The following is a 356-nucleotide window of genomic DNA, read 5'->3' as shown; positions in this document are numbered from 1 at the left end:
AACTTAAAACAATGTCGAGGTATAGCGCAGTTTGGTAGCGCACTTGGTTTGGGACCATGGGGCCGGGGGTTCGAGTCCCTCTACCTCGACCAATATATTATGGTGGGTATAGCTCAGTTGGTTAGAGCGCCAGATTGTGGCTCTGGAGGTCGTGAGTTCGACTCTCATTATCCACCCCATAAAATGATCCATTAGCTCAGTCGGTAGAGCACCTGACTTTTAATCAGGGTGTCCCGCGTTCGAGTCGCGGATGGATCACCAATTTGTATTTTGTATGGCGACATAGCCAAGTGGTAAGGCAGTGGACTGCAACTCCTTGATCCCCAGTTCGAATCTGGGTGTCGCCTCCACAAATT

4 tRNA genes are annotated in these 356 nt (G+C 50.0%); all 4 read left to right on the top strand.

Features of this window, described 5'->3' with window-relative positions:
* Nucleotides 1-15 precede the first annotated feature (15 nt).
* The 4 genes from BN899_RS18365 to BN899_RS18350 all read left to right on the top strand — a co-directional run bounded on the left by BN899_RS18365 (nucleotide 16) and on the right by BN899_RS18350 (nucleotide 350).
* Nucleotides 16-92, top strand: a tRNA-Pro gene (locus BN899_RS18365).
* Nucleotides 93-102: 10 nt separating this feature from the next.
* A tRNA-His gene (locus BN899_RS18360) sits at nucleotides 103-179 on the top strand.
* A 6-nt stretch (nucleotides 180-185) separates the two neighbouring features.
* Nucleotides 186-261, top strand: a tRNA-Lys gene (locus BN899_RS18355).
* Between the two features lie 15 nt (nucleotides 262-276).
* Nucleotides 277-350 (top strand) — tRNA-Cys (locus BN899_RS18350).
* Nucleotides 351-356 lie beyond the last annotated feature (6 nt).

The organism is Faecalimicrobium dakarense, from assembly GCF_000499525.1.
GTDB lineage: Bacteria > Bacillota > Clostridia > Peptostreptococcales > Peptostreptococcaceae > Faecalimicrobium > Faecalimicrobium dakarense.
The sequence above is the reverse complement of the archived record's forward strand: the minus strand, read 5'-3'. Positions and strand labels throughout refer to the sequence as shown.